This is a genomic window from Streptomyces sp. NPDC058662 (assembly GCF_042716255.1).
In the GTDB taxonomy this organism is placed as follows: Bacteria; Actinomycetota; Actinomycetes; order Streptomycetales; family Streptomycetaceae; genus Streptomyces.
Map to the genome: position 1 here is coordinate 51,187 of NZ_JBHXRU010000016.1, position 24,604 is coordinate 75,790.

Annotated in this window: 26 protein-coding genes and 1 pseudogene; 23 read left to right on the forward strand and 4 right to left on the reverse strand. The window is 70.2% G+C overall.

All coding sequences use genetic code 11. The features are described from left to right. The first annotated feature begins 444 nt into the window (after positions 1-444). The 12 genes from ACFWUQ_RS09060 to ACFWUQ_RS09115 all read left to right on the forward strand — a co-directional run bounded on the left by ACFWUQ_RS09060 (position 445) and on the right by ACFWUQ_RS09115 (position 12,134). Positions 445-978: a hypothetical protein gene (locus ACFWUQ_RS09060; RefSeq protein WP_384534959.1), complete on the forward strand. Its 534-nt coding sequence runs from the start codon at positions 445-447 to the stop codon at positions 976-978. Positions 979-1,262: 284 nt separating this feature from the next. Beyond that, a complete protein-coding gene (locus tag ACFWUQ_RS09065; protein WP_384534962.1) occupies positions 1,263-1,838 on the forward strand; it encodes an ATP/GTP-binding protein in 576 nt (191 codons plus the stop codon). Positions 1,839-1,956: 118 nt separating this feature from the next. Further along, entirely contained in the window at positions 1,957-2,571 is a 615-nt protein-coding gene (locus tag ACFWUQ_RS09070) for an SAF domain-containing protein (RefSeq protein WP_384534964.1), read from the forward strand. Then, on the forward strand, positions 2,568-3,491 hold the full coding sequence (locus ACFWUQ_RS09075; protein WP_384534967.1) for a hypothetical protein: 924 nt from the start codon (positions 2,568-2,570) through the stop codon (positions 3,489-3,491). The genes ACFWUQ_RS09070 and ACFWUQ_RS09075 overlap by 4 nt, the downstream gene beginning before the upstream one ends. Positions 3,492-3,666: 175 nt before the next feature. Beyond that, positions 3,667-5,046 carry a CpaF family protein gene (locus ACFWUQ_RS09080; protein ID WP_384534970.1) on the forward strand — a complete coding sequence of 460 codons (1,380 nt, stop codon included), beginning with the start codon at positions 3,667-3,669 and terminating at the stop codon, positions 5,044-5,046. A gap of 142 nt (positions 5,047-5,188) precedes the next feature. Beyond that, entirely contained in the window at positions 5,189-6,109 is a 921-nt protein-coding gene (locus tag ACFWUQ_RS09085) for a type II secretion system F family protein (RefSeq protein WP_384534972.1), read from the forward strand. Beyond that, positions 6,106-6,996 (forward strand): type II secretion system F family protein, encoded by an 891-nt coding sequence (locus ACFWUQ_RS09090; RefSeq protein WP_384534974.1) that lies wholly within the window; start codon positions 6,106-6,108, stop codon positions 6,994-6,996. The genes ACFWUQ_RS09085 and ACFWUQ_RS09090 overlap by 4 nt, the downstream gene beginning before the upstream one ends. Before the next feature lie 18 nt (positions 6,997-7,014). Next, a complete protein-coding gene (locus ACFWUQ_RS09095; protein ID WP_384534977.1) occupies positions 7,015-7,200 on the forward strand; it encodes a hypothetical protein in 186 nt (61 codons plus the stop codon). Positions 7,201-7,227: 27 nt separating this feature from the next. Beyond that, positions 7,228-7,650, forward strand: a complete 423-nt coding sequence (locus ACFWUQ_RS09100; protein ID WP_384534980.1) for a TadE/TadG family type IV pilus assembly protein — start codon at positions 7,228-7,230, stop codon at positions 7,648-7,650. Beyond that, positions 7,647-8,090 carry a TadE/TadG family type IV pilus assembly protein gene (locus ACFWUQ_RS09105; RefSeq protein ID WP_384534982.1) on the forward strand — a complete coding sequence of 148 codons (444 nt, stop codon included), beginning with the start codon at positions 7,647-7,649 and terminating at the stop codon, positions 8,088-8,090. Before ACFWUQ_RS09100 ends, ACFWUQ_RS09105 begins: the two co-directional genes overlap by 4 nt. Further along, positions 8,087-8,545: a pilus assembly protein TadG-related protein gene (locus ACFWUQ_RS09110; protein ID WP_384534985.1), complete on the forward strand. Its 459-nt coding sequence runs from the start codon at positions 8,087-8,089 to the stop codon at positions 8,543-8,545. The genes ACFWUQ_RS09105 and ACFWUQ_RS09110 overlap by 4 nt, the downstream gene beginning before the upstream one ends. Positions 8,546-8,552: 7 nt before the next feature. Then, positions 8,553-12,134, forward strand: a complete 3,582-nt coding sequence (locus ACFWUQ_RS09115; protein ID WP_384534987.1) for a LysM peptidoglycan-binding domain-containing protein — start codon at positions 8,553-8,555, stop codon at positions 12,132-12,134. An 86-nt stretch (positions 12,135-12,220) separates the two neighbouring features. Here the strand turns inward: ACFWUQ_RS09115 and ACFWUQ_RS09120 are convergent. The 3 genes and pseudogenes from ACFWUQ_RS09120 to ACFWUQ_RS09130 form a co-directional block, all read right to left on the reverse strand. Next, positions 12,221-12,361 (reverse strand): annotated as a pseudogene (locus ACFWUQ_RS09120) (DUF397 domain-containing protein); the annotation flags it as partial. 137 nt (positions 12,362-12,498) lie between these two features. Continuing rightward, on the reverse strand, positions 12,499-12,729 hold the full coding sequence (locus ACFWUQ_RS09125; RefSeq protein ID WP_384534990.1) for a DUF397 domain-containing protein: 231 nt from the start codon (positions 12,727-12,729) through the stop codon (positions 12,499-12,501). Then, positions 12,726-13,613, reverse strand: coding sequence for a helix-turn-helix transcriptional regulator (locus ACFWUQ_RS09130; protein WP_384535044.1), 888 nt, complete (start codon positions 13,611-13,613; stop codon positions 12,726-12,728). Before ACFWUQ_RS09130 ends, ACFWUQ_RS09125 begins: the two co-directional genes overlap by 4 nt. Positions 13,614-13,825: 212 nt before the next feature. On the opposite strand from ACFWUQ_RS09130, the gene ACFWUQ_RS09135 reads away from it, so the two are divergent. The 11 genes from ACFWUQ_RS09135 (at position 13,826) to ACFWUQ_RS09185 (ending at position 22,342) form a co-directional block, all read left to right on the forward strand. Continuing rightward, positions 13,826-14,308 (forward strand): ATP-binding protein, encoded by a 483-nt coding sequence (locus ACFWUQ_RS09135; RefSeq protein WP_384534992.1) that lies wholly within the window; start codon positions 13,826-13,828, stop codon positions 14,306-14,308. Further along, on the forward strand, positions 14,305-14,682 hold the full coding sequence (locus ACFWUQ_RS09140) for a DUF6415 family natural product biosynthesis protein (protein ID WP_384534995.1): 378 nt from the start codon (positions 14,305-14,307) through the stop codon (positions 14,680-14,682). Before ACFWUQ_RS09135 ends, ACFWUQ_RS09140 begins: the two co-directional genes overlap by 4 nt. A gap of 115 nt (positions 14,683-14,797) precedes the next feature. Continuing rightward, the gene (locus ACFWUQ_RS09145; RefSeq protein WP_384534998.1) at positions 14,798-15,421 is read left to right on the forward strand and encodes a hypothetical protein; all 624 of its coding nucleotides are present in this window, start codon (positions 14,798-14,800) and stop codon (positions 15,419-15,421) included. Between the two features lie 131 nt (positions 15,422-15,552). Then, the gene (locus ACFWUQ_RS09150) at positions 15,553-16,323 is read left to right on the forward strand and encodes an NUDIX hydrolase (protein WP_384535000.1); all 771 of its coding nucleotides are present in this window, start codon (positions 15,553-15,555) and stop codon (positions 16,321-16,323) included. 3 nt (positions 16,324-16,326) lie between these two features. After that, the gene (locus ACFWUQ_RS09155) at positions 16,327-17,163 is read left to right on the forward strand and encodes a 2-keto-4-pentenoate hydratase (RefSeq protein WP_384535003.1); all 837 of its coding nucleotides are present in this window, start codon (positions 16,327-16,329) and stop codon (positions 17,161-17,163) included. A gap of 29 nt (positions 17,164-17,192) precedes the next feature. Next, entirely contained in the window at positions 17,193-18,071 is an 879-nt protein-coding gene (locus ACFWUQ_RS09160) for an acetylating acetaldehyde dehydrogenase (protein ID WP_384535005.1), read from the forward strand. Continuing rightward, positions 18,068-19,093, forward strand: a complete 1,026-nt coding sequence (gene dmpG / locus ACFWUQ_RS09165) for a 4-hydroxy-2-oxovalerate aldolase (protein ID WP_384535008.1) — start codon at positions 18,068-18,070, stop codon at positions 19,091-19,093. Before ACFWUQ_RS09160 ends, dmpG begins: the two co-directional genes overlap by 4 nt. Further along, positions 19,090-19,950 carry an HpcH/HpaI aldolase/citrate lyase family protein gene (locus ACFWUQ_RS09170; protein WP_384535011.1) on the forward strand — a complete coding sequence of 287 codons (861 nt, stop codon included), beginning with the start codon at positions 19,090-19,092 and terminating at the stop codon, positions 19,948-19,950. The genes dmpG and ACFWUQ_RS09170 overlap by 4 nt, the downstream gene beginning before the upstream one ends. Positions 19,951-19,958: 8 nt before the next feature. Next, the gene (locus tag ACFWUQ_RS09175; protein WP_384535046.1) at positions 19,959-20,477 is read left to right on the forward strand and encodes a MaoC family dehydratase; all 519 of its coding nucleotides are present in this window, start codon (positions 19,959-19,961) and stop codon (positions 20,475-20,477) included. Positions 20,478-20,490: 13 nt separating this feature from the next. Beyond that, positions 20,491-21,660 (forward strand): enhanced intracellular survival protein Eis, encoded by a 1,170-nt coding sequence (eis, locus tag ACFWUQ_RS09180; RefSeq protein ID WP_384535013.1) that lies wholly within the window; start codon positions 20,491-20,493, stop codon positions 21,658-21,660. A 274-nt stretch (positions 21,661-21,934) separates the two neighbouring features. Next, a complete protein-coding gene (locus ACFWUQ_RS09185) occupies positions 21,935-22,342 on the forward strand; it encodes a hypothetical protein (protein WP_384535016.1) in 408 nt (135 codons plus the stop codon). A gap of 1,755 nt (positions 22,343-24,097) precedes the next feature. Here ACFWUQ_RS09185 and ACFWUQ_RS09190 read toward each other — a convergent pair. Beyond that, complete coding sequence (locus ACFWUQ_RS09190; RefSeq protein WP_384535018.1) at positions 24,098-24,541, reverse strand: hypothetical protein; 444 nt, start codon at positions 24,539-24,541, stop codon at positions 24,098-24,100. Positions 24,542-24,604 lie beyond the last annotated feature (63 nt).

Genomic DNA, 24,604 nt, shown 5'->3' on the forward strand with positions numbered 1-24,604 from the left:
TGCTGCTCCTTCGGTGGTTGCGCCGAATTTGAGCCATTCCGAATATGCATTGAGCCAACGAGGCGCACCAAAGCTGCAGTGCAGATGAATCGACATTCTTGGTCACCGAGACGGTGTGGGTTCTGACCTTCCAGTTCCTGGGGTCTCACACATCGGACTGAATTCCGAGAAGGTCCCGCGAGCGTGTGGAAACGCCCGGTTTGCACCGTCCGCGTGGCCGTGAACTGCACTAACGGCTTTCGATGTTGGCCGCCTCTGCGTAACGTATGGGAACAGTCCGGTCGCTTGTGACGGTTGTGGTTCACGCCGCGCGAAATCAGGCCTCAAAGGTCTGCACCGGGCGCGAGGGCTTTCTACGGGGAGGCAGCGGTACCCATGGCACATCTCGATCGGCTTGGCTGGAACAGCAGCCGGGCAGTCCCTGCATTTCTTCTAACCGTCTGCGTGGCCCTCACCGCGGCCTGCACCACATCGAGCGGCTCGGACAACGAGAAGGACAAGGCCGCGTCCCCCACGGTCACAGCCGCTCCGAGCAAGTCGGCGACGCTTGATCCGGCCGAGGCCGCGAAGGCTGAGGCCCTGACCGCGTACAAGGGGTACTGGACAGAACTGCCGAAGGCCTTCGCGGTGCCGGCGATTGAGGGCACAGACCTGAAGCGGTATGCCGCTGCCGAAGCTCTGAACAAGGCCATGGAGACGGTCGCCAACCTGAAGACGAACGGCAGGGTCATGACCGGCGAGCCGGTCGTCTCCAACTCCACCGTGACCGGGGCGGAGCTGGAGAAGAAGACGCCCAACGTCTCCGTCTCGGCCTGCCTGGACATCTCCAAGTGGAAGATCACTGACAAGAAGACCCGTCAGCCTGCACCTGTCGCCTCCAGTCCCGTGAGCAAGTACGTCGTCACGAGCTTCATGGAGCGCTGGGACGGCTCCTGGATGGTCCTCAAGTACGAGCTCCACGCGGACCAGCCGTGCTAGCCCTTCGGTACGTCGCGCTCGCTATCCCTGTTGCCGTGTCCCTGGCTCTCCCCGCCAAAGCTGAAGCAGACGAGAAGCCGAAGTGCGATGCCGACTACGTCTGTCCGATCGTGGTCGTTCCCGGCGGCCCCGGTGGAGGAACTGGAGGCGGCGGTGGAGGCGGTGGAGGGGGAGATACCGGCGGAGGCAACAGCCGGTACACCTGCACCTACACCCTGGCCGACCCTCAGCCTGGGGACGACAGCGCGCTGTGGGGGCCTGGCGGCCGTAAGCCCGGTGTCTCCATGTACATCGAGGACTGCCTCGACAACGAGACCGGCATGCACGACATCAAGAACATCTTCACCGACGCCCCGCCTGGCGGCGGCGGTCCGGTGATTGACCCCGCGGTCGTGGCGCGGCAGGCGGTGGACAAGATGCGGCTGCGGCCGCCGGCGATCGGAATCACGCCGAAGCCGGGCGGCAAGGGCGTGGTCGGCATGCCCGTCTACATGTGGACCGAGACCGGTCCCGAGACATACGGCCCGAACGTGGCTTCGGCGTCCATCGGGCCGGTGTCGGTGACGGCCACCGCCCGGGTGTCGAAGATCGTGTGGAACATGGGCGACGGGATGACCGTCACCTGCACGACGGCCGGTACGCCCTACAAGGCGGAGTACGGCAAGTCGCCGTCCCCGGACTGCGGCCACCGCTACGACAAGCCGTCCTCGACCACTGGCTCCGGCACCTACAAGGTCACCGCGACGTCCACCTGGTCGATCGACTGGCAGGTCACCGGCGGAGCCCAGGGCGGCCAGCTGACCGAGATCCGAACCAGCGCCGTGGACATCAACGTCGCCGAGGTCCAGGTCCTCAACTAGTACGCGCACGGCTTGCACTTCCCCGAGAGGCAGTACCCGAATGGAATCCCCCGCCGCCCCGCCGGTGCCGCGTCCAGCCGGCCCGCGCACCGATCTCCCCATCACCACCGCGGCCCCCGTGAAGCGGCAGCGCCGGTACGCCGCGGCCGCCCTGAGCACCGTGCTGGCCGTCGCGGCCGCCCTCGGCGCTGCCGCCGCCGTGTCCGCCGTCGGTGACCGTACGAAAGTCCTGGCCATCGCGAACGATGTCCCGGCCGGGCAGCCGCTGACGGATGCGGACGTCATCGTCGCGGAGGTCTCGGCCGACGAGGCCCTGACGCCGATGCCTGCCACCGACCGCGCGAGCGTCGTGGGAAAGCGTCCCGCTGTCGACCTGCGCAAGGGCAGCCTGCTCGTCGCTGGCCAGCTCCAGCCCGGCACCGGCCTGGGGGACGACAAGCAGCAGGTCGGCGTGCAGGTCAAGCGCGGCCAGGCCCCCTCCGGCTCCCTCGTGCCCGGCGACAAGGTCCTCGCCGTCACTGTCCCCGGCCAGGGCGAGCAGCCCACCGGCAAGGACGGCGCCGAGGCCCCGCCCACTTCGGTCAAGGCGGTCGTGGTCTCCGTCAGCCGGCCGGACGCGTCCGGCGCCGTTGTCGTCAACCTCGCGGTCGCGTCCTCGGACGGGTCCCTGCTGGCCACCCGCGCTTCCTCCGGCCGGATCGCGCTGGTGCGCGACGTGCGGAGCGGATCGTGACGGTCACCGCGCTGGTGAGCGCGAAGTCGTCCGGTGTGACCACCAGCGCCCTCGCCATGGCCCTGTCCTCCACGCGCCCCTCGCTGCTGGCCGAGTGCGACCCGGCCGGCGGCACCCTGCGCGCAGGGTTCTTCCAGGCCCAGATCACGGCCGGGACCGGCCTCTACCACCTCGCCGTCGCCGAGCGCGCCGGCGAGGACGCCCTCGCGCGGGCCTTCGCCGACCACCTCGTCCGCCTCGACGCCTCCGGAAACCGCCAGGTCCTTCCTGGCCTGACCGACCCGGCCCAGGCCCCCGCCCTCGAACGGAGCTGGCCCGCCCTTGCCCAGGTCATGCGGGTCCTGTCCGACGAAGGCGGCTACGACGTGGTCATCGACGCCGGCCGCCTGGCCCTGGAGTCCGGCCGCCTCCACTCCACCCTCACCCCCGCACCCCTCCTCCACGGTGCGGACCTGGTGCTGCTCGTCGTACGCGCCACCGACCAGTCCCTGGCTCTGGCCCGGCACATGACCGAACCGCTGCGCAACGAGCTCACCGACCGCGGCACCGGCGCCGACGCCCTGGGCGTCCTTCTCATCGAGGATGGCCCCCGCCGCGCCCACGAGGTCTCCGAGGCGCTGCGTCTTCCGGTGATGGCCGCGCTGCCCTGGGAGCCGGACACCGCCGCCTACCTCGCCGGAACCGGCAGCGCCCCGCGAAAGCTGAACAAGTCCGCGCTCCTAGGCGCCGCCCGCACCGCCCTCGGGCACCTCCAGGCGGCCGCCTCCCGGCGAGCCCTGCACCAGCAGTACCCGCCGGCCCCTCCAGCGCTGGCCGCCCAGCCGGCACCGGCTGCCCTCCCGGCACAGGCACAGGCCACTCCTCAGGTCGCCGGGGTTCTTCAGCGCCTGAGCCAGGGACGGGTGGATCCCCGTGTCTGATACCCAGCAGCGCCCTGACGGCCCGACCGCACAAGGCCCCGCCGACATTGCCGGCCTGCTCACTGGCCGTATCGGCACGACGCGCATCCCCCAGCCCGCGACGGCACCAGTCCCGGCCCCCGCCCTGCCGGCTCCCACCCGCCCGGCGGCGGCCAGTCCGGGCGCGGTCCCGAAGTTGGCCGGGCTGCCTGGCCAGCTGCCGGTCGCCTGGGAGGTGATCGAGGCGCTCCAGGCCGAGGTGTCCGCAGAGCTGTCCGCGCACGACCCCAGCCGCCTGCTGGAGGAGGACGACCGTCGGGCCCAGGCCCGGTCCATGGTGACCAAGGCCGTCGCCAGGTGGTCCACGAAGTACTCGCACGGCAACTCCGCACTCTCGGCGGCCGAGGAACACGCCATCGGGGCGGCGGTGTTCGACGCGATGTTCCGCGGTGGCCGCCTCCAGGGCCTGCTCGACGAGGAAGGCGTCGAGGACGTCATGGTCGACGGGCTCCGCGCGCACATCGAGTACTACGACCGTCCCCGCCGCAGCATCGACCGGGTTGCCGACTCACACGCCGAGCTGATCACCTGGGTCAACCGGATGGCTGGCCTGTCGGGCCACGGCGAGCGTGCCTTGACCCAGGCCACGCCGAATGTCGGCTTCCGCATGCCCGACGGGTCCCGCGTCACCGCGAGCCTGCTCACCACCCGCCCGTCGGTGGTGATTCGAAAGCACCGCATCCGCCAGCACGGCATCGACGAGCTCGTCCAGTGGGGCTCGATCAACCCGCTGCTGCGGGCCTTCCTCCTGGCCTGCGTCCAGGCGAAATTGAACATCCTGGTGGTCGGCGACATGGGCGCCGGCAAGACCTCGCTGCTGCGCGCCCTCGGCCGGGAGATCCCGCCCGGCGAGCGGATCGCGACCCTGGAGTCCGACCGCGAGCTCTACCTCGACGAGCCCGGGCCGCCGGACAAGCCGGGCCCGCTCACGTTCGCGTTCGAGGCCCGCCAGTCCAACGGCGAGGTCCGCGGCGGCACCGGCGCGGGCGAGGTCACCATCGGCGACATGTTCCCCACCGCGCTGCGCTACAACGTCAACCGGGTGATCGTCGGTGAGGTCCGCTCCACCGAGGTCCTCCCCATGCTCCAGGCCATGTCCGCGGGTGGCTCCGGCTCGATGTGCACCCTGCACGTGCGCCGTCCGCACGCGATCATCTCCCGCCTCGTGCAGCTGTGCACCGAGGCCGGCATGCAGACCGAGGCCGCGAACCACTTGATCGCCTCCGCGATCGACGTGGTCGTCTACCTCACCTACCTGGACGAGACCGCGATCGGCGGCCGCAAGCACCGCTTCGTCTCCCACATCTACGAGGTCCACGACGTCGTCGGCGAGGGCGGCCGCCCCACCACCAGCGAACTCTTCGCCCCCCACGGCGACGAACCGCGCGCGGTGTACCGCAACATGCCGTCGTACATAGACGTCCTGGAGCGCACCGGCACCTTCGACCGCCGCTGGCTGACCCAGAACCCCGAGGGCGCCTGGGGTCCGCCCATGAAGTTGGTGAAGCGGCGATGACCAACCTGCAGAACAGGAAGCCATGTGACCCGCGAAATCGCCTATATCGCCGCGACCCTCACGGGAGGGGCCGTGGTCCTCGCCGGCTTGCTCGTGTGGTGGCTGCACAGCTGATGACCGAACCAGAGATCCGGGAGGTGTGGTGAACTCCTCGCAGCTGGCTCTCGTTGCCGCGCTGTGCGCCCTCGTCATGGTCCTCGCCGGCCTGATCGCCGTACGCGAGTGGCGCGGCCGTGTCGTGGACGCGGCGAAGCCCGCATCCCGCCGCGCCAGCCGGATCCGCGCGGCGAAGGCGACCCTGCCCGAGGCCTGGCAGCGCCGCTGGCGCGCCGTGGCCACCACCGCTGGCATCACCGTCCTCGCGGTGTGGGCGTGGACCGGGTGGCCCGTCCACGGCATCCTCGCCGGCGCCGCGGTCCTGGGCTTCCCCTTCCTCCTCAACCCCGGCACCGCCGCCGAGCAGCGCATCGAGCGCCTGGAGGCGATCGGGCAGTGGCTCAACGGGCTGGCGGGCATCCACACCGCGGGCATCAGCCTCGTGCAGACCATTCGCGCCAGTGCCCGCAACGCGCCCGCCCCCATCGCCGCCAACGTGCGGGCGCTGGATGAGAGGCTGCGCTCTGGCATGGACTCCAAGCAGGCTTTCGCCCTGTTCGCGGACGAGCTCGGCGACGGCGTCGTGGACCACGTCGCGCTGCTCTTCCAGTCGCACGCGGCGAATATGGGCCCCGGCCTGTCGACCGCGCTGGAGGCGCTCGCGGTGACGATCCACCAGCAGGCAGCCGACGCCCGCGACATCGAGTCCGACCGCGCCAAGATCCGCAAATCCAGCAGGATCGTCTCGATTGTGATCTGCATCGTCTTCGTCGGCTGCATGCTCAACGAAGCCTGGTCCGCCTGGTATCAGTCCCCGGCTGGGCAGGTCGCCCTCGCGATCCTCGGCGGGCTCTTCGCCTGGACGCTGGCCTGGCTGCGCCGGGCCGCCGCGACGAAGCCGGATCCCCGCCTCCTCAATCCGCTGACCCCGGCCGAGCCGGCCGCCGCCATGGGAGCCGCCCGATGATCCCCATGGAAGCGGTTCTGCCCGCGGCGGCCGCCGGAGCCCTCACCGGGGTGGCCATCCGCGCCCTGTGGCCGGCCCGGCCCGATGTCGTCTCCGTTATGGACCGGCTCGACGCCGACCACATCGCCCGCCAGCCCAGGATCATGGCCACCAGCACCGGGTCCCTGCCGGAGAAGGTCGGCACCCGCCTTCTGGCGGGCTTCGGCGAGCGGATCACCCTGCCCGTCCGTGACCTCGCTCTCCTGCGGATCAGCCCCGCCGAGCACCTCGGCAAGCGGGCCCTGTTCGCGCTGTACGGGCTGGTCCTGCCGCAGCTGGCCGGCGCGCTCCTGTCGATGCTGGGGGTGAGCTTGCCCTTCGTGATGCCGGCCGCCGGGGGCCTCGGCCTGGGCGCCCTGTTCTGGCTCTGGCCCGGCCAGGAAGTCAGGAAGGAGGCCGCGGCCGCCCGGCTCGTCGTACGGCACGCCGCCGCCTCCTACCTCGACCGGGTCGCCCTGGCCCGCATCGCCAACTCAGGCGCCGCCCAGGCCCTGACCGACACCGCGGACGTGGGCGACGGCTGGATCTTCGAACGGATGCGGCAGGCCTTCTACGAGGCCGACCTAGCCGGCGTCACCGTCTGGGACGCCCTCAAGCAGCTCGGCGAGGAGCTCGACATCCCCGAACTCACGCGCCCGGCTGACACCCTCGCCCTCGCGGGCGACGGCGCCGCCGTCTACACCACCCTCCAGGCCCAAGCCCGCCAGCTGCGCGTCGCGATCCTCTCCGACGCCAAAGCCCAAGCCAACGAAGCCAGCACGAGCATGGTGCTGCCGGTGACTTTCGCGGTCCTGCTGATGCTCGTCTTCGTCGTCCTGCCGCCCGTTGTCTCCATGTTCAACGGCTGAACCCCAAGGGAGAGAAACATGCACATCCGCGCCCTGACCACCGTCCTCGCCGCCCGCTGGGAGCGCCTGAAGAAGGCCGGCGACGCCGGACAGACCTCGGCCGAGCTCGCCGTCATCGCCGGTGTCGTTATCGCCATCGCCATCGCGGTCGTCGCCGCGATCAAGACGTTCACCGACGCCAAGATCCCGCTCATCAGCGGCTGAACCACCCACCAGGAGGAAGGAAGCGGCGTGAAAGACCAGGTCAGCAGCCGGTGGCGGCGCCTACGGGCACGTCTGCGGGACGAGGGCGACCGTGGCTCGGGCAGCGTAGAGCTGGCCGTGCTCGCCGTCGTGGTGCTGTTCCTGGTCTTCGCCGCGATCCAGACCGGCATGTACTTCCACGCCCGATCCGTCGCCCGCTCCGCCGCCACCCAGGGAGTCGAGGCCGGCCGCCAGCTCGGCGCCGGCCCCGGCGACGGCGTCGCCCAGGCCCAGGAACTCCTCGCCAAGTACGGCAGCGTCCGCGGCGCGAGCGTCTCCGCCGAGGGCAGCGGCCCGGAACAGATCCGCATCACGGTCCGCGGCACCGTCGCCACCCTCGTCCCGGGCTTCGAGCTGGATGTCGTCCAGAGCGCCGAGGCTCCCGTCGAGCGCTGGGTGGAGGCCCAGTGAGGCGGGCCCGGTGCTACAACTGGCGCGAGGACCGGGGCAGCTACTCCGTCGAGACCGTCATCCTTGCCCCGGCCATCATCGCCCTCATGCTGCTGATGATCGCCTTCGGACGGGTCACCGACGCGGCCGGCGCCGTGGATGGCGCCGCTCGCGCGGCCGCCCGCGCCGCGTCCCTCGAACGGGAAGCCGGCGCCGCGCAGGCTGCCGGGGCGGCGGCCGCGACCCGCAGCCTCACCGGCGAGGGAATCCACTGCGCCGACTCCAGCGTCTCGGTCGACACCTCCGGGTACGGACTCGACATCGGCCAGGAGGCCACCGTCCGCGTCACGGTTGCCTGCACCGCTCCACTCGGCGAGATCGGGCTGCCCGGGCTCCCCGGATCCCGAACCCTCAGGGCATCGTGGACCAGCCCGATCGACTCCTACCGAGGCCGCCAGTGATCACCGCCCTCACCCGCCGCATCACCGCTCTGCGGGAACGGATCCGCCACGGCGGCGACCGGGGGTCGCTGTCACCGTTCTACGCGCTGAGCGCCATCGGCATCATCATGATCATGGGGCTTCTGGTCGACGGCGGCGGCGCCCTCAACGCGACGAACAAGGTCACGGGTCTTGCGCAAGAGGCCGCGCGCGCGGCCGGCCAGCAGCTCAACGTCCCCGCCGCCGTCCAGGGCACCGAGATCACGCTGGACCCGGACGCCGCCGTCGCTGCCGCCCAGGACTACCTCGCCGCCCAGAACGTCTCGGGCTCCGTGACCGTCACCGACGGCGGCCAGCGCCTCGAAGTCACCGTCCACGACACCTACACCACGTTGTTCGCCCAGTTCGTGGGTAGGTCGACGATCAGTGTGTCAGGCACGGCACACGCCCGACTGCACACCCAAGCCGGAGGCTGACCGCCCCATGAGCACCCCCCTACGCCTGCTCCGCGCCCTGCTCGGCCTCGCCGTCCTGGCCGCACTCATCGCCGGCATCCCCCTAGTCCTGCTGGCCGTCGGGTATCAGCCCACCGACTTCGTCGGCGGATGGGATCTGTTGACCCAGCAGGACGACGGCCGGCTGTTCTTCACGGTGCTCACGACCATCGGCTGGATCGGCTGGGCGCTGTTCACCCTCTCCGCCCTCGTCGAGATCGTCGCCCTGTTCCGCGGCCGCAAGGCGAAGCGGATCAAGGGCCTCGGCGGGATGCAGTCCTTCGCAGGCCTCCTCGTCGGCGGCCTCGTCCTGCTCGCCCCCACCGCAGCCTCAGCCGCGACGACAGGCCCGGCCGTCGCGGCGACCGCCGTGCAGACCGCGGGCACCAGCAGCGCGGCGACGGCCCAAACGGCGGCCGCGGCGGAACAGGACGCGTGGCCCACCCACACGGTTTCCGGGGATTCCGAGCTCCCGTGGGACCTGGCGGAGCAGTACCTGGGGAGCGGCCCGCGCTGGAAGGACATCGCCGCCCTCAACCCGAGCGTCCCGCAACTCGCGGCCGGCGACCAGTTCCTGCCCAAGGGCACCGTGATCCGGCTGCCCGCCGACGCCAACATCGCCAAGCCGGCCGCCCCGGCCCCCGCGCAGGACGCACCCGCCCACCCGGCCACGCCGGAGACGGCCGCGCCCGCGCAGCAGCCCGCGCAGGCCGCCCCGACGGACGCAAAGCCCGCTGCGGCCGAGGCCGAGCATGTCGTCAAGCCCGATGAGAACCTCTGGGGCATCGCTGACGAGCACGGTGACCCGGAGGACTGGCCGAAGATCTTCGAAGCCAACCGAGGCAAGACGTTGCCCGGCGGCGGGACGTTCGACAACCCCGACCTGATTGTCCCCGGCCAGAAACTCGTCCTCCCCACCGCAACCGCCCCGGCTCCCGCTCCCGACAGCCGGCCCGCCCCGGACAAGGCACCGCCGACGCCGGACACGGCGAAGGACACCCCCACGCCGGTGGCACCCGCCCCCGCGCCCTCGCAGCCCGCCACCCCTGCGCCCGCCACCCCTGCGCCCGCCACCCCTGCGCCTGCCGCCTCCGCCCCCAGCGCCTCCGCTCCCACGCCCGCGCCCGCGCAGGACGGTCAGAAAGCGGATACCGCCCAGCAGCTGCAGGACACTGACGAGGCTCTGGCGCCCGCTGCGGTCTGGATGGGAGCTGGTGCCCTGGCTGCCGCCCTCATCGGGACCCTCGCCACCCGCCGCATCCTCCAGCAGCGCCGCCGCAGGCCCGGCCGTCGCATCCCCATGCCCACCGGCAGCGCAGCCGCCACCGAACAGGGCCTGCGCGCAGCCCAGCACCCCACCGGCTTCGATCTCCTCGACGCCGCCCTGCGCACGTTGGCCCTCAACCTCGCCGCGGCGGAGCGCGACCTGCCGGTGGTCACCGCCGTCGTCCTGCACGAGCAGAAGGTCGAGCTCCACCTCGACGGCGATGTCCCCCCGATGAAGCCCTTCTCGGGCGCCGCCGGCCGCGCCGACCTGTGGACGTGCCCGGCCTCCAGTCCCGACCTCGCCGACCCCGTAGCCCTCCAGGGCGCCGACGCGCCCTACCCGGCCCTGGTCTCCCTGGGCTGGGACGGCGCCGGCCGCCTCGTCCTCGTCGACCTGGAGCACGTCGGCGTCCTCCACCTCGACGGCGACACCGACCACGCCCGCCACGTCCTGCAGGCCATCGCGGTCGAACTCGCCAGCACCCCTCTGCCCGGCCACCTGGAGATCACCGCCCTGGCCGACACGGCAGCCGGCCTCGACGACGCAGCACCTGAACGCGTCGCCCGCACCGACACCCTCACCGACGCGATCGCCGAACTGACCAGCCACACCGTCGACCAACGGCGCGCCCTGGCCGCGCTCGGCGCACCCACCCTGCGCGCAGCTCGCCTCCAGGAAGATGCCGGCGGCTCCTGGACGCCCCACATCCTTCTCGCCGCGGAACTCCCCGAAGGGGACCAGACCGAGGCGCTGTTCGACCTGATCACGGCCCAGCCGCGGGTCGCCGGCGCGGTGGTCACGGCCAGCGAGACCGCCGACCTGGCCCCGGAGGAGGGCTGGACCCTGCACTGCGCGGGACCGGACGAGACCATCGTCCTGCCCGGCTCCGGCCTGCCCATCAAGCTCCAAGGCCTGACCGACCAGCACTTCGCCGACGCGATCGAGCTGCTCACCCTCTCCGCGGCCGAAACCGACGTTCCCGCGCGCGACGAGTGGCTTGACGGCCTCCTCGACACCGATGAGCAGGCGGAAGCGGAGGAAGACCAGGCTGAGCAAGGCCGGGAGGACGCGCACGAGGAAGACCCGTCGGACGACGCCGATGAGAGCAGCGACGGCGAAGCCCAGCAGCCGGAAGCCGGTGCCGACGAGGACGGCCTGCCGGACGAGTACGCCGACATCGAGCGAGAGGAACTGAAGACCGCACACCAGGCCGAGGCCGACACCTCCACTGACGAGACGGACGAGGGGCCCGTACAGCCCGCAGCCCCCACGGCCGCGGTTTCCGACGGCCAGACCGAGCACGGCACCAGCGGCCCGCCCCTCGCTGACCTCTTCGACCCGCCCGCCGTTCCCGTTCCGGCCCCGGCCCCGGCAGCGGCAGCTGCTGCGCTTGAACCAGCGCCTGAAGCCGCCCCCGTTCTGACCAAGCAGGAAGGTTCCCCGGCTGAGGCCCCGGAGGCCGAGAACCCGGCCCCTGCCCGGCTCCCAGTGCCCGCCCCGACTCGCGGCGTGGACGATGCCGACGGCACCAAGGCAACGTATGGCAGCGCGCCGACGGTTCTCCTCCTCGGGCGAGTGCTCGTCAAGGGAGCCGCAGGTCGGATCGACTCCAACCGTCTGAACGCGGCTGTCGAGCTCGTCTCCTATCTCGCACTCAACCCCGGCGCCGACCACCACGCCATCGACGACGCCCTCTGGCCGGGCCGCCTGGTCAACAAGGAGATGCGCAACAGCGTCATCAGCCGCACCCGCTCCTGGCTCGGCAAGAACGCCGACGGCGAGGCGTACTTCCCCCGGGTCCAGCACACCGGTGACAGCCGCTACCGCCTCGCCCAGGCCGTCACCTGCGACTGGAAGACCTTCCAGAACTTCGCCCGCACCGGCCTCGCCCGCCACGACGAAGACGGCGACCTCGCACTGCGCCGAGCCCTCGCGCTCGTCCGCGGCCGCCCCTTCGCCGCGATTGACCCCCAGCGCTACGCCTGGGCCGAGCCGGCGGTGCAGGAGATGGTGTCGGCCATCGCCGATGTCGCCTACGAGCTGTCCACCCGCCGCCGGGAGGCCGCCGACTACGCCGGCGCGCTCTGGGCCGCGCACCAGGGCCTCCTCGCCGCCGAGGAGAACGAACTCCTGCACCGGCAGGTCTTCCTCGCCCACCACGGTGCCGGAGACGTGGAGGCTCTCCGTGAAGCCGCCGCGCGGCTGGCCCGCATCAACGAAGGCCTCGGCGGGGGAGTGGACATGGAAGCGGAGACAGCCCAGCTGCTGAGCACGCTGCTGCCGAAGCCGGTCATCCTGCGCTGAGAGCAGGCCGACGGGTGCGGCCACACAGGCAAGGCCCGGATTCCCGCTTTGGGCTGCGGGAATCCGGGCCTCTCCTTTGGATCCGGTCAGGCCGCCCGAGTGTGTCCGTGCGCTGCGTGCGGGAGGAAGGCGGTCGCGGTGAAGGCGAGGGCCGGGCCCGTGGGCATGATCGAGTCGCGGACGGCGCTGAAGCCGCGGGGCCTGAATTCGGCGACCTCGCCGGAGACACAACCACGGCCCCCACCTCAGTTGTGCAGGTGGGGGCCGTGGCTCTGTGGATTGTCAGTGCCATCGCTGACAATCTAATGACAGCGGGGATTGCCCACCTCCCCGTCATGACCGGGGAGGATGAGGTGGTCCCCGCTCACACCTCGCCAGCGGCAGCGATGTTGATAAATGTGGTGTACGCGCTGGCCGACAGCATCAGGACGAGGCCGGCCGGACGCTTGGAGTCTCGGACGGCGATCTTGTTGTAGCCGGTGGTTGAGAGGTCGGCGACCTCGATGCACTGGGACTCTCCGCCCCCGGAGTACGACGACTTGCGCCACTCCACGTCGCCCAGGTCGCCGGCGCTGAGGCTGGCCTGTTCAGTCACGGGGTCTTCCCTTTCATGTAGCTCTTGACCATTTCGCGCGAGGCATCGACATCCAAGGCAGCGTCGACCACGGCATCGAAGGCCATGGCGAACGCATCAACATCTTCCGGGTCCTCCAGAAAGACACCGCCTCGCAGGTGGTCGATCAGCACCACGGGCGGCCAAGGGTTCCGGAAGTCCATGACGGTCATGTTGCTGGTGAGGCCGGGGTGAGCCGGTGCCCCCAGCGGCATGACGCGGATCGTGACGTTGTCCCTCTCGGACAGGTCCAGGAGGCCAAGGAGCTGGTCCCGCATCACGTCTGGTGTCGCGCCCGACGGCGCGAAGAGCGCAGACTCGTCGATAACGGTGTCCAGGCGTGCCGGATTCTCGGAGCGCGTCAGCACCATTTTCCGTGCCTGGCGGACCTGTACGAGTGAATCGGCGTTCTTGCGGACGGCGGGACTGGGCGAGCTGAAGATCGCGCTGTGCGCGTAGGCGGGTGTCTGCAGAAGAGCTGTGATCAGCTGGGGAAAGTACGTCTTGATCGAGACCGCGGCCTCTTCGAGGGCGATGCTGTCCGCGTACGGCTTGGGCAGTACATCCGAGTAGGCCGCCCACCACTTGCGCTGGTGTGACTCGGCGACACCGGTGATGCCGCTGATCTCAGCGTGGTCGGTAACGCCGTATGCCTCCAGCAGGGTTGCGACCTCACTGGCCTTGATCTGGTACTGCCCCGTCTCGACCCGGGACAGGCGCGTGCTTTCCCATCCAAGTGCAGCGGCGGCCTGCACGAGAGTCATTGCACTTCGCTTCCGGTACCGGCGCAGCAAGGACCCAAGTCTGCGCCTCATAACCGGCGGTGCAGTCTGAGGGCTCGTCATGGGCGCAGTGTGGCACAACATTGCGGCCCTGCCGAGAGACAGCTGGTTCCACTTCTCTGCGGATTCTCTCCACAATATTGCGGATTCACTGCAAGTAGGAGCATGCTCTACGCAGGCCGGAATGACTGAGCGTCAGTTCATGATCATTCGTGACTCTGGGTCAACTGGGCTTCATGCTCCCTGCCCCAGTTGCTGCGCCCGCCCCGCTCCCCGTCAGCACGGAGGACTGCGCCATGTCGATTGCCGCACCACTTCCCAATGCCGACTTGCTGCGCCTCACCGGGGTGCCGAATCCGCTACCCCTCCTGGGCGGCGCGGAGGTCAACTTCAAGCGGACCGGGCTGCAGGACTGCGACAACCAGCGCCCGAAGCAGGTTCGACGCATCAGCACGGCCTACTTGGGCGTGTGGGGGCTGCGAGAACTCGTGGACGACACCGCGCTTCTACTGTCCGAGCTGGTCACCAACGCCTTCACGCACGGGGATGGCGAGGTGGTGCGCGTCCGCCTCTACCTGACCGACCAGTACGTCTGCCTGGAGGTCCGCGACGGCAGCCGTGAGGCCCCACGACTCCAACCGGTCGGCCCCCTCGACGAGAACGGCCGTGGCCTGCTCATCGTGGACGCCCTGGCCGACGCCTGGGGAGTCACCGAGGGCGGCGCATGTGTCTGGTGCACCGTCCGCCGAGACGTCCATCAGCCGGAGGGTTCACGATGACCTGGGAACTCGCCTGCGACACCAGCAAGACAGCCGTCTTACGCGTCCTTGAGGCGCTACAGCCGATCCGGACACCGGTCCTGCACTCCGTCTTCGACGACCTCGAACGCGTTCTCGGCCCGGACTACGTGCCGGACGAGGAGGAGACACAGGACCTCACCCTGCGGATGCGCGGCCACCTCATGCAGCTCCTCGCCGCCGTCCCGGAGTACGAGTCCAGGCGAGCAATCGCCGACCTCGTCGCGACGGTCCGCGGCCTCCTCGACGTGGAAGTGCCGGGCGACTACATGGGCATCCGGATACACCTGCGCCGCATGGCGCTTGCCAGCCTCGGACTCCCCGGCTTCGCCCGTGTCCCGGCTCCCTCCCCCTGATCGCCCGCGCCCGCCCGCTGGCAATCACCGTAGGCGACCGCGCGAGTGCTCCAACTTCCCTCCGCCGGCGGCCCCTCCCGGCCCCCTGCTACCACCTCACTACCAGGGACACCGCATGTACGTGATGAAGCCGCTCGCGACCGCCGACACGGCGGCGGTCGACAAGCTGATCGCCGCCCGGATGGACTTCCAGATCGCCAACCACCACCGTCCCCGCGGCGAGGGACTCGGCCTGCGCGATGTCGTCACCGGAGCCGGCGCGGGTACCGGCCTGCACGACGCGGCCGCCGGTACCCCGAGCAGCGCCCCGGACGACGGCGGGACGGCCATCGGGATGTGGGAAGACGAGGAGCTCGTTGCCGCCTTCGTGCTCCAGCACGCTGCGCCCCAGCAGGGATGGACCATCGAGGAGCGCGAGGAGCCCACACTCCTCGTCGCCCACGCCTACTCCCTGCCCGGCCAAACGCTCCTGGGGCGGCTGACTGCTCTGTGGCTCAGCGACTACGCCGCCCGCCAGCACAAGCAGCCGTGGGTCCGCTGCACCGTCCAAGAGCAGGCCCTGGCCTGGCGCCTCGCCCGAAGCTGCGGATGGCGCCACGTCCGCGACGTCCACGACATCCACGGCAACTTCCACCTGATGCAGCGTCCACCCGAGCGGGCGAACCGGCTTGAGGTCGTGGTTACCAGCGTGGGCGTGCCCGACCTGCGCCCGGACGCAGATCACCGGCTCCCGGCATAGACACCGACGCCGGAGCACGGGCCCGAATCGCGCACCCCACAGCGCTACGGTCCGGGCCTCTCTCTGCCGGACCACACCGGCACCACCGCGCCCAACCAGGCCCTGCGCACAGGGCACACCCAGGAGGCTTCGTGACCAACCAACCGCACCCCGCCGCAGTAGAACTCCTCGACGTCCACCGGCTGCACCTGGTGGAGACGGCTCCACCCCGGCTGACGCAGGAGCAGAGCGCGGCTATGGACCGCATGTGGGAGGAGATGACCGCGTCCAACCCGTCGATGTTCGACGGGCCGGTCGTGGTGTGCGCGGGACTGGACTGGAAGGACCCGCACACGCTGGTCCTGACCTGGTACCGGGCCACGTACCGCCTGTACGTTCTGCGCCTGGACCCGGTCCATGCCGTGTCGGCGCCCTCGGTGTTCGTGTCCGTCGCCCAGCCCACGGACAACGGCCGGCTGCTGGTGGGACGCATGGCGTCGTCCACCGCCGCTCCGGGACGCTGGCAACTGCCCGGCGGCACGATCGAGCCGCCCTCCGACGGGGCCTTGCTCGACCTGGGCGCGCTGCGCCGACACGCTTCGCGGGAGCTCCTGGAGGAGGTCGGACGCGATGTCCCGCCTGACGACTTGAGCCTTTGGGCTGTCACCCGCGGCGATAAGGGCAACATCGGCATCCACTTCCGTGCGCCTGCCTGCTCGGCCGCCACACTCGACCACCAGTACGCGGAGCTCGTCTCCGTCGAGACCGCCCAGGGCCGCACCCCGGAGCTGGACCGGATCGCGTTCGTACGCTCCGCACTCGACGTCGAGCACCTCGACGGGCGCAGCGTGGACTTCCTGCCCATGCTCGCCGCGCGGCACGCCGCGGCGGACACCCCTCAGCAGACCGACAGCAGGAGGTAGCAGATGGCCAGGCCCGCAGGCACCTCCCAAGACCCCACCGTGCACAGCACCACCCCCGGTGGGAAAGAGCAGCTCCTCGTCGCGCTGGCCGGCGAGCTGGCCGAAGCGGCCTGCTCCCGCATTCCCGTGCCGGCCCTGGCGGGGCGCTTCCCGGGCCTGACCCTCGAAGACTCCTACCGCATCCAGCAGATCAACGTGGAGCGACGGGTCTCGGGGGGCGCCCGGGTCGCCGGTCACAAAATCGGTCTGACCTCCCCCGCCATGCAGCAGCAGATGGGCATCCACGAACCCGACTCCGGATTCATCCTGGGCGACATGGTCGAGCCGAGCGGGTGCCGGCTGCGGGCTGCAGACTTCATGAACCCCAGGATCGAGACCGAAATCGCCTTCAGGCTCGGCCACGACCTGGCAGGTCCCGTTGACTTGGGCGCGGTCCGAGGCGCGGTCGCCGAGGTGTTCCTCGCGTTCGAGGTCCTCGACATCTCCTACACCGGCTGGGACATCACGCTGGTCGACTCCATCGCCGACAACGCGGCGTGCGCCCGCGTGATCCTCGGCAGCCCCGTGCCCTTCGACCCGGCCGCCGATCTCGGCGCCGAGCAGATCGTGACCAGCGTCAACGGGCACACGGCGGCGACCGGAGAAGGGCGCGACATCCTCGGCGACCCCCTGAAGGCGCTGGTCTGGCTGACGCACCGCCTGCCCGTCCTGGGCACCACCCTGCGAGCCGGAGACATCGTCCTGGCCGGGTCGGTCCACGCCAGCTTCCCGCTCACCTCCGACACGAACATCCGAGCCACATCCACCCACCTGCCCGCAGTCCACCTCCACGTTCTCTGACCCGCCACCACCAGCGAACGGAGTACACCGTGCTGAACACGGCCGTCCTCGGTACCGGTCTCCTCGCCCTCGACCTCGTCGAGCGCGTACAGAACTCCCCGCACCTACGCTGTGGGCTCGTCATCGGCCGCACCCCGCAGAGCAACGGGATCGCCCAGGCCACCCGCATGGGCTGCGCCACCGCGGCTGGGGGCATCGCCGCCCTGGCCGACGCGGGCGAGGCCTTCGACATCGTCTTCGACGTCACCAACGCCTTCGCCCACCCCGCCCACTGGGCACAGCTCGCAAACACCGGCACGACCCTCATCGACCTCACGCCCACCAGCGGCGGCACCCTGATCGTGCCTGCCGTGAACGGCGCCCAGGCCACCGCCCACCGGCACATCGGCCTCATCACCTGCGGCGGACAGGCATCGATCCCCATCCTGCACGCCATCGCCCAGCACTACCAGCCGCACCACGTGGAGATGGTCGCCACCGCCGCCAGCCGCAGCGTAGGCAGAGCCAGCCGCCTCAACCTCGACGAGTACATCGAGGCGACCGGGTCCGCGATCCAGCAGTTCACCCAGGCCGCCACCGCCAAAACCATGCTGAACATCAGCCCGGCCTCACCTCCGCCGCCCTTCCGCGTCGCGATGACGATCGTCGCCCCCGGCATGGACCCGGGCCCCGTCCGCGAGCTCGTGGAGTCCGCCGCCACCACCATGCGGGCCTTCGTCCCCGGATACCGCCTCATCTCGTGTGCCGTCACCGGCGACACGGCTCGTGTGGTCGTGGAGGTCACCGCCACCCGCGGCGGCATGCCGTCACACGCGGGCAACCTCGAAGTCATCAGCGCGGCCGCCATCCACGCGGCGGAGCAGCACGCCCTCGCCAGGATTCCCGCCCTGAAGGAGACCGCCCGATGAATCCCCGCCCTCAGGCCCCGCTCGTCATCCACGACCCGACACTGCGCGACGGGCAGCACGCTGTGCGCCACCAGCTCGACCGCGAACAGATCCGCGCCTACGCCGCCGCAGCCGACGCGGCCCGCGTTCCCGTGGTCGAGATCGGCCACGGCAACGGACTGGGCGCGTCCTCGTACCAGGTGGGCCACGGCCGGCTCAGCGACGACGAGATGCTCTCCACCGCCCGCGAAGCCCTCACCGACAGCAGGATGGCCGTGCTCATGGCACCGGCCTGGGGCACCTCCGCCGATCTCGGCAACGCCGTACGACGCGGCGCGGACATCGCCCGCATGGCGGTCCACTGCACCGAGGCCACCGCTACCGAACGCCACCTCGGCGTGATCCGTGAACTCGGGGCCGAAGCCCAGGGCGTGTTGATGATGAGCCACATGGCCACCCCCGGCCAGCTTGCCGAGCAGTGCGCCCTGATGGTCGGCTACGGCGCGCAGGCCGTCGGCATCATGGACAGCGCCGGCCACTACCTGCCCGACGATGTCACCGCCCGCATCACCGCCATCACCACCGCCGTGGACGTTCCCGTGATCTTCCACGGACACAACAACCTCGGCATGGCGGTTGCGAACTCCGTGGCCGCCGTCGAGGCAGGCGCCCGCGTGATCGACGCGTGCGCCCGGGGATTCGGCGCGGGCGCGGGCAACACCCAGCTGGAAGTCCTCGTCCCCGTCCTCGAACGCCTCGGTCACCCCACCGGGATCGACGTGCGGCGCCTCGCCGACGCCGCCGATCTCGCCGAGCGCACCCTCATGCCCGCCCCGCCGACGATCGACTCCACCAGCCTCGCCAGCGGCCTCGCTGGAGTCTTCTCCGGATTCAAGAAGCCGGTCCTGGATGCCGCCGCCCGCGAAGGTGTCCACCCCTGGGACCTGTTCCACGAGCTCGGACGGCGTCAGATCATCGCCGGCCAGGAGGACGTCATCCCCGACGCAGCCCGCAGCCTCAAGGCCGAGGAGGCCTACCGATGACGAACTCGCCCGCGCCCGCCGGAGTGTGGATCATCACCCCCGGCCACGCCCCCACCCGATTCCCGACGGCGCGCGCCAGCGGCGCGGACGTCGCCCTGGTCGACCTGGAGGACTCCGTCCCTCCAGCCGCCAAGCCCCACGCCCGCCTCGCGGCCCGCGCCTTCTTCACCACCCCGGTGCCGTCCGGCACAGTCCTGGGCGTACGCATCAGCTCACCCAGCACCCGCGACGGCATCCACGACCTGGCCGCCCTCGCCGACTACCCGGTGGGCCCGCAGATCGTCCTGATCCCCAAGGTGGAATCGCCCCGCGACATCGAGATCGTCGCCGGCGCCCTCGACACCCCCGACCACACCCCACACCTGTACGCGCTGATCGAGACACCGCGCGCTCTGGAGGAGCTGCCATCCATCGTGCGCGCCGAGCGCATCGCGGGCGTCCTGTTCGGGACGGCCGACTACGCGACGGCCGTAGGCTGCGCCCGGGGCTGGGAGCCGATGCTCCACGCCCGCTCGACACTCGTCGCCAGCGCCGCCGCCGCAGGAATCCCCGCCATCGACTCACCGTTCTTCGACCTCGACGACCTCGACGGCCTCCGGGATGAAGCCGAACGCGTCAAGGCCCTCGGCTTCGCGGGAAAGAGCTGCGTACACCCACGCCACCTCGACGTCCTGACGAAGGTGTTCAGGCCGACGGACGAGGAGATCGCCGCCGCCCGCGCCATCGTGGCCGCGGCCGAAAACGCCGGCGGCCGCATCATCCGCGTCGGCCACCAGATGGTCGGCCCGCCCATGGTCCAGGCAGCCCGCTCCCTGCTCGTCCGCGCGGACGCCCGCACAGCCGAGGTGACCGCGTGAACAGCGAAATGCCCCTGGGGTACCGGCAGGTCGGCGAAGGCCGCTACCGGGAGATCGTCGGACTCGGCTACCACGACCTGCGGGAGGGCCTGGTCATCGAGCACCGGCCCGGCCGCACCATCACCGAGGCCGACAACGTCCTGATGACCATGCTCGGCGGCAACGACGCCCCCATCCACACCGACGCCCACTACAGCAGCCTCACCGAGTGGGGCCGGCCCCTGGTGTGCAGCAGCATCACCCTCCACATCGTGGGCGGCATGACCGTACGCAGCACCAGCGGCCTCACCACCGCCAACCTCGGCTTCGAGGAAGTCCGCTTCACCCACCCCGTCTTCGTGGGCGACACCCTCTACGCGCAGACGCAGATCACCGGCCGCCGCCTGTCCGACAGCCGACCGGACACCGGGATCGTCAACTGCCGCACGACCGGCCACAACCACGACGGCAAGACCGTCATCACCTTCACCCGCAGCTTCTTCGTACCGGTCAACGCCGACGCCGTCCGCGACCACACCAACTACTAACGGGAGACACCGCATGTCCGATCCGCTCCGGATCATGGAGGCCGACGACGAGCTGTGGCAGGAGTACAACGACCTCGCCACCCGTAGCTACGGCCACCCCGTAGGCGACATCACCCGCCTGCGCCCCCACGCGGACATCCGCGTTGCCGTCCGCGACGGCCGCGTCGTAGCCGGCGGCCTGGGCCTCCTCACCGATCAGTTCTTCGGCGGGGCCCCCGTCCCCTCCGCGATCATCAGCGCCGGGTGCGTCGCCCCCGAAGAACGCGGAGACCACCTCGCCGGCCGCCTCCTCGCCGAACGCCTCCGCCCCCTGCGCGACCAGGGCGCGGTGATCTCCACCGTCTGGACAACCTCGAACGGACACCTGCGCCGCCTCGGCTGGCAAGCACCAGTCCCCGTATTCGCCTGGTCCATCGCCACCGAAGACCTCAAGCGCGGCTTCACCAGCCCGGGGCTCGACATCGAGCACGGCCGGGCAAAGGAAGGAGAGGAGCTGCAACGCCGCCTGGCCCGGCAGTGGAACGGGCCCGTGCACCGCCCGCAATGGTGGTCCGCCTGGATGGACGACAAGCAGCAGCTCACCACCTACCGCTTCGGGTCCGAGCAAGCGACGACGGGCGTCCTGTCCCTCTCCATGAAGCGCCACCCGCGGCACGGCACGGACCTGACCGTGCACGACTTCTGGGCAGCAGACGCGGAGACCGTCAACGAGATGATGGCGTTCCTCGGCGGCCACCACACCCGCGCCGCCGCCGTCCACTTCCGGCGCTCCGCCCTTCCCCCGTACCCCGCGCTGCTGCACAACTTGCACCGCTACCGGCTGACAGCAGAGGCATGGCACCCGTGGATGCTCCGCATCCTCGACATCCCCGAAGCCGTCCGGCTGCGCGGCTGGCCCAGCGACCTGGCCACCGCCGTCCCCGTGGAGATCGAAAGCGAGAACGGAGGCAACTCGGAGTCGTACCTACTGGAAGTGAAGGACGGCACGGGTCAGATCACTGAGACCCGCGCCCCAGGCGAGGTCCAGCTCACCCGAGGGCAGCTCGCCGTCTGGTACGCCGGCGGCTACCGGACAGCTGCCGCAGCACGCCTCGCCGGAGTCACCACCAAATCCGACGAAGCCCTGACCCAGCTGATCCGCGCCACCTCGGACCTCGAACCCTGGCTGCCAGAACACCTCTGAAGGCCGCCTCCACCCGCCCAGCACGCCCTCGACACCTTGGTGCTGGTCTACCAGCTAGGGGAGTACAGGCGGCTCGACCGCCTCGTTCCCGGCTGCCAGTGGCACCTTCTCGCCGCTGAGGGCCTGATGCCGCCGCCCACCCGCGAGCTTCTCCAGGACCTCATCAGCCGGAACGTGCCCGGTGCCGGGGCGGGGGTCGATGTCAGACCCGCCTCTTAGCGTCGATGGCGAGGGTCCGGACCGGACGGAGCCCCTGAGGACGAAGGAGCGGGCCATGGGTGAGATCAGCATCGAGCGGCAGCACCTTGACCGGCTGCTGGCCGACAGCGCGAGCACGTACGGCGCCCCCTACCAGCGGGCGTTCGCCGAACTCGCCGAAGCACGTCGCGGCCGGCCCGTGGCCGAGATCCTTCCGCTGCTGCGCCGCGCCGCCGGAGAGGCGCTGCTCGGCTTCACGGTGCGGACCTGGGCGAGCAGGCGGAGGCCATCAGTTCGGGCGAGCCGTACGTTCTGCGCGTCACGGTGGCCTGACAGCGACATCGTCGCGGACCTCCGCCGGGGCACCTCGGGCGGATATTGTCTGGCCAGAGAGACGGTGGCGTCGGAGTGTGGGCGAGGGGGAGTGCGTGGATCATCCGAGGGCTTTATCCCCCGGCGAGCCATCCTGGACCTACCTGGATGAACACCTGTGGCATACGTGCGACATCCTCGCGGATTTGGTGAGTGGCAGGTTACAGAGGCGCCCACGTCTCACTACTTATGCGCGGCTTGCTCCGAATGAGCGAGTCCTGGCGGTGGGTCCGGCTCAGCGGCTGACTTGGCGCGCCCTGGGAAACGGCAGCTACCAGCACTCGAACGTGGTTGCTGTCGGCCGTCCGTCATTTGTCATCGGCAGCATGCTGGGGTCTGCTGTCGGAAATGCCTCACGCCGCCGTGCAGCGGCAGCCGCTGCGCAGCCTCGCTGGGTCCTGGACGGGAGTGGGGACCTCACGGTTACTGATCGGGGCGCCTACTTTGGCCATCCGCGCGGCCCTGTTTCCCTGAGCTGGACTGGCGTGACGGACAGCATCGATCTGGTCGGGCCTGAGGACTTCCAGATCGCCTCCGCACCGACCACGGGGGCCATTGCACTCTGCGGCTTCACACTCCGTGGGCCTCTCTGCTCTTCGTGTTGGCCGCGCGAGCAGGTTTCACAGCTCATCCCCGACTGCTGCACCGTGGCTGGTTGCCGGCCGACTTCGAGAACCGGTGTGCTCGCATGGGCCGACCCTTGCCACTTGTACCTCCGCTTGTGCCGGATTCACCTGCCCGGTGAGACTGCGTCGGCCACGCGGTGGGGACGCTGGGCCCCAGCAGCCCTAGGTCGTCTCTTTCGGATCGTCACGGTGGCCCCACGGCTGCATCGCAGTGTTGCGTTCGGTCAGTCAGCCGGGGGACCTTCGGCGTCGGTGCCCGGAAGAATGCCCGCTCTCGATGACAGCCTGGATCTCGGAGATCTGTCTTCTGTCGCGTGGTGTGAGGGAGGTAGGGCGGTCCGCCCGGTCGACGTGCGAAGGGCTCCCGGGCGGACTCCGCTGCCCAGGCTGCCCCCTCGCCCGCCACGGCGCCGGGAACACGGCCGCGGTCTGAGCTGAACGGTGCAACTTCCCGACGGTCGCCTCGCCTCACGTCCCGCCAGGTTTCGGAAAGGCTCTCGGCTCAGTACGTCTACTCATCTTGTCCTGCGTACCTGGTCAGTTCCCTGCACGGGACGGGCGCAGGGCTGGCCGAAGACGTATCCCCCGCGTCTTGCGGGTGGATGACAGTCTCAGCGATGCGGCGTTTCCAGTATCGTGGTTGGCGGTGCAGAGACCCCCGAATCCTGTCTGCTGCACCGTGTCGTCGGACCCCGCGAGGGAGCGCGGTAATGAGGCAGGAGCATGGGAACCAAGGTTTTGCGGGCTGACATCTGTTAGTCCTGGGGTGAAGATCGCCGACGAGGTTCGGCGTCCGTGCGAATAGCGCGAACCCGACAGCTCACCTTGCAGGGGCATCAGGTTGTACTGCCGTGGAGGCAGTCATTGATCGCTGTTGTCCCGGCGGTCTGGCCCTGGTGTCACATCCATGCGCGCAGACCGCCCCCCTGGAAGGGCTGGTCCGTGACGACTCCGGAACGCAAGATCTTTTCTGCCTGTCTTGCGGTTCTTTTCTCCTTGATCGCTGCCGTAGTTGCAGCGTTGCTCCGAGCCAGCGGCGGGGGTGAGCTGGCTGACTGCATCATCGTGGGCGCAGTGGGTTTCGCTTCAACCTTGACGCTCTCGATTGCACTGCTGATGTTTCTTCTCGCTTAGGACCGCACGGGTAGCTTGTCCCCGGCCTGGTCGAAGTGCCTTCGGCCAGGCCGGCGGCCGCCCGCGGCTACGTCGCACCCTGGGGAACCCGTAGACCGTCCGCGCGGTCAAGGCCGGACGACTGACGCCCGGATGCGGTCCAGGCGCTCGATGGTTGCCGCCTCCCCGTACACGGCCACGCAGCGGGCCACGGCCGACAGCGCGAACACCGTGGTCAACTGCGCGTTATCCAAAGCGAGACGGGGCGCTGCGCCGTCGCCGGCGAGAGCCAGCACCGCATCCTGGACGGCCTCCTCCATGGGGATGCCGTCCAGCCACGCGAGCCCTGCCGGTCCCATCACCGCGCGGCGGTACGGAGAGAATCCGGGATCGGCGAGGACGGCGTCGTGCAGCAGCCCCGATGCCTGCTGGCGCATGTAGTCGGCTGTGGTCGCACACCTGGTTCCGGCAGCGAGGGCGTACGCGACGGCGTTTAGATCCGCAGCGAGGTAGCCGAGCATTAGGTCCAAGGCGGCCGTTTCGCCGGCGATCTGCTCCGTGCTGGTCGTCATGTCCTGCCCAACGAGGCAGCGGAGTTGTGGGCGCGGGCGAGGACGGGAGTGCCCTGCAGACCG